1 protein-coding gene and 2 pseudogenes are annotated in these 2,922 nt (G+C 49.5%); all 3 read right to left on the bottom strand.

Annotation, left to right across the window (positions count from 1 at the left end):
- Positions 1 to 327 (bottom strand): annotated as a pseudogene (locus tag AB204_RS18825) (inverse autotransporter beta domain-containing protein); the annotation flags it as partial.
- Positions 328 to 428: 101 nt separating this feature from the next.
- Positions 429 to 902, bottom strand: a complete 474-nt coding sequence (locus AB204_RS18830; protein ID WP_047964921.1) for a hypothetical protein — start codon at positions 900 to 902, stop codon at positions 429 to 431.
- A gap of 78 nt (positions 903 to 980) precedes the next feature.
- Positions 981 to 2,762: pseudogene (locus AB204_RS18835) on the bottom strand (conjugative transfer ATPase); the annotation flags it as partial.
- Between the last annotated feature and the right edge of the window lie 160 nt (positions 2,763 to 2,922).

The raw sequence follows: 2,922 nt of genomic DNA on the forward strand, positions 1-2,922 counted from the left end.
GTCAAATGCAACGTCTTTTAACGAAAAGTGGCTGTCGAAAGGGAGTGTGAGACGGGCATTGCCATATTGGTTAAACCAGGGTGTCAGTGCTGATGTGACCGCAGACGATAACTGCTGTGCAGCCATTGTTTTTGCCGCTTCGTTGGGGGATTGTGACTGCGTAAGTTGCCCCCATTGGGTGGTGATTTCGGCCAGGGTGTGCTCATGCTGATCCGGGTTTGGAACTTCCGGCATGGCCTGACCGGGAAAACTGAGTGGCAGACTTAACAGACCGATAATCAAAGAGTTTACCCTGCTGAACCAACGGGACTGGATTTTTTGCACCACGGATTATGACCCTTTTCATTAATGCTGAAAGGGGTAACATGCAGAAAAAGCGCGTTAAATACTGCACTTAACTCTTTTTCCCATGGTGAAAATTAACTGAATCAGCGGTAAATAGGAACCCCGTTAAATGTATGCGTACAGCACTGACACGGGATAGAAATATCATTGGCTGATAAATGCGGATTTACCTTCCTTAAAAAACCTGATCCATCGACGAACAGCCCGTTGTAATAACTGGATTCACCACAGCGGATATAATCTCTTTGTTCATGCTCATGTAACGCCACTATCCAAAATAAAGGTTCTGGACTATCCAGTCGCTGAACGGCCTCACGGTGAACCGCATCCCATTTTTCACCGACTTTACTCAATAAAAACATAAAAAGTGGCGTGTAATCTAAGCCGCGTCTTTGCTTGCCTTTCATAGACGGAAAGTAGGGCATATCCTCCCTGATTAATTTTTGTCTGGCTCGCTCCCATGGATATTCACCGCCATGATGAAAAACGAAATGGGCTGTCGTATTGACCCGGCGATAAAGTTTCTTTTTTCCATGATTTGATTGATGCTTTTTCATTCTTATATTCATCTCAATTTTTTAGGCAAGAGGGCTAACGCTCTCTCAGTCAATATACCCGATAATAAAATTGAATAGTTATGTCTGTTTTAACCCACGAGCAACATTCATTTTTCTGGCCACTAACACAGCCGCTTCCAGTTCACTGCACTGATGCTCACGCATTAACGCCCGCCGTTCGGCCTTTTCTTCTTTTTCCGTCATCCCCAGCGCCAGATAAAGACTTGGTGGCACTACCCGAAACAACGCTTCGATTTTTTTCGCCAGCACCACGCCTTCGGTATAACAGCGCGGGAGTTTACTGGCAGAGAGTAGTACCGCTTTTTGTTCTTCGGTCAGTTTCTTGAAGCGGGCGATTTGTTCCACTTCATCCGGCGGCATGGTGAGACACAGCCACCATTCAGCCATATTCAACATTTTCTCAGCGGTATCCGGGTAATCGGCGAGGTTTTGCGTCGCCAGCCACAGCCAGGCGCCCAGTTTACGCCACATTTTCACCACTTTGGTCATATAGGGGGAGAGCAGCGGGTTGGTGGTGGTGATATGCCCTTCATCGATCACCAGTTGCAGTTCCCGATCCTGATATTGATCCCGTTCGGCCAGATTATTGACAGTGTTAATCAGCGACACCATTGCCAATGCCATTTGTGCCGAATAGTTTTCCCGCGCCAGCGTACCCAAATCAATCAGGGTGACATCCACTTCCGGCCATGGTGTGCCGGGACGGTTAAACAGTTCCCCTTCAAAGCCCTGGGTAAACATCGACATGGCACCGGCCATTTCATCCGCGCGTGCCCGTCGGTGTGCGGTCATCAAAGGTTGTCCGCGTTCGTCCTGCTGATGATTGTGGGCAATAGCGTAGAGGGCGTTTTGTAAGTCTGAGGCGATCATCTGACGTTGCTCAGCAAAGCTGGTGTGGGCTGCCATCATAATGGCTTCGCGGATCAAACCCCGATCGGAACGGGTTAAACGCTCTTCCTCTTTTTTCTCACCGCCGGTGATCATCAGCCGGGCGGCAATTTCCATCTCGCCCAGAATATCACGCTGCTCATCCCCTTCATCCTGCGATTCATCGGTATCAGGAATATCGGCTTCATTAATGCGTAATTGATTGGGGCTGAGTTGTAGCAACTGATGGGCATCAGCAAACAGCGCCAGACTCACCCCACAACCTGGCTTGATACCGATTTTATTAACGGTCAGCCCCAGACTGGCGTAATAATCGGCCAGTAAACCAAAGCTGTTCCCCGCTTCGACAATAAACAGGCGCGGTCGATGGACAGCCATCAGTTGCACCAGAGAGGCACACAGGGTGGCAGATTTACCTGCGCCGGTCGGGCCAAACAGCAATAAATGCGCATTCTGGGTGCGATCTTGTTTGTTCATCGGATCGAAGGTCAGCGGTGCACCGCCCCGGTTAAAGAAGCTGAACCCCGGATGTCCGGTGCCGGTTGAACGTCCGGTGACCGGCATAAGTCCTGCCAGATGCTGCACCCACGTCAGGCGGCTGTACCAGTGTTTTTTATCTTTCTGCGGGTTAAAACACATTGGCAGGGCGCGCAAATAGGCATTCAGCGGAGACACACTGAATTCCGGTCGCACGGGCTGTAATCCAGCACTCAGTAATGTGGAAGATAACTGATGTACCCTCTGGTTCAGATTACCCAAATCCTTGCCGCGCACCAGAAAGATCAGTGCACTGCGGTACAGTTTATGCCGTCGTCCCAGCAGTTCTTTCACTTCCTGTACATCCTGCCGGACACGTAGTGATTCGGTATTTTCTCCCACCGCGTTTTTTGCCAGCCGGGTAAAACTTTCTTCCAGTGTATCCTGTGCCTGCGCCACGATGGTCAAAGAAATGTAGTGGTCAAGAAATACTGGACACATTTTTAGCCTCTTCCCACTGCTTTTCATATTCAACCGGTGAAAGTCCACCATTAAAACTATGCGGACGATCATGGTTGTAATAGCCGCCCAAATATGGCGTGATATCCCGTATGGCATCATGGATATCCAGATA

The organism is Xenorhabdus khoisanae, assembly GCF_001037465.1.
Taxonomy (GTDB): domain Bacteria; phylum Pseudomonadota; class Gammaproteobacteria; order Enterobacterales; family Enterobacteriaceae; genus Xenorhabdus; species Xenorhabdus khoisanae.

Coding starts and splice junctions, on each gene's coding strand:
- AB204_RS18830 (WP_047964921.1), bottom strand. CDS start 902: ATGAAAAAGCATCAATCAAATCATGGAAAAAAGAAACTTTATCGCCGG.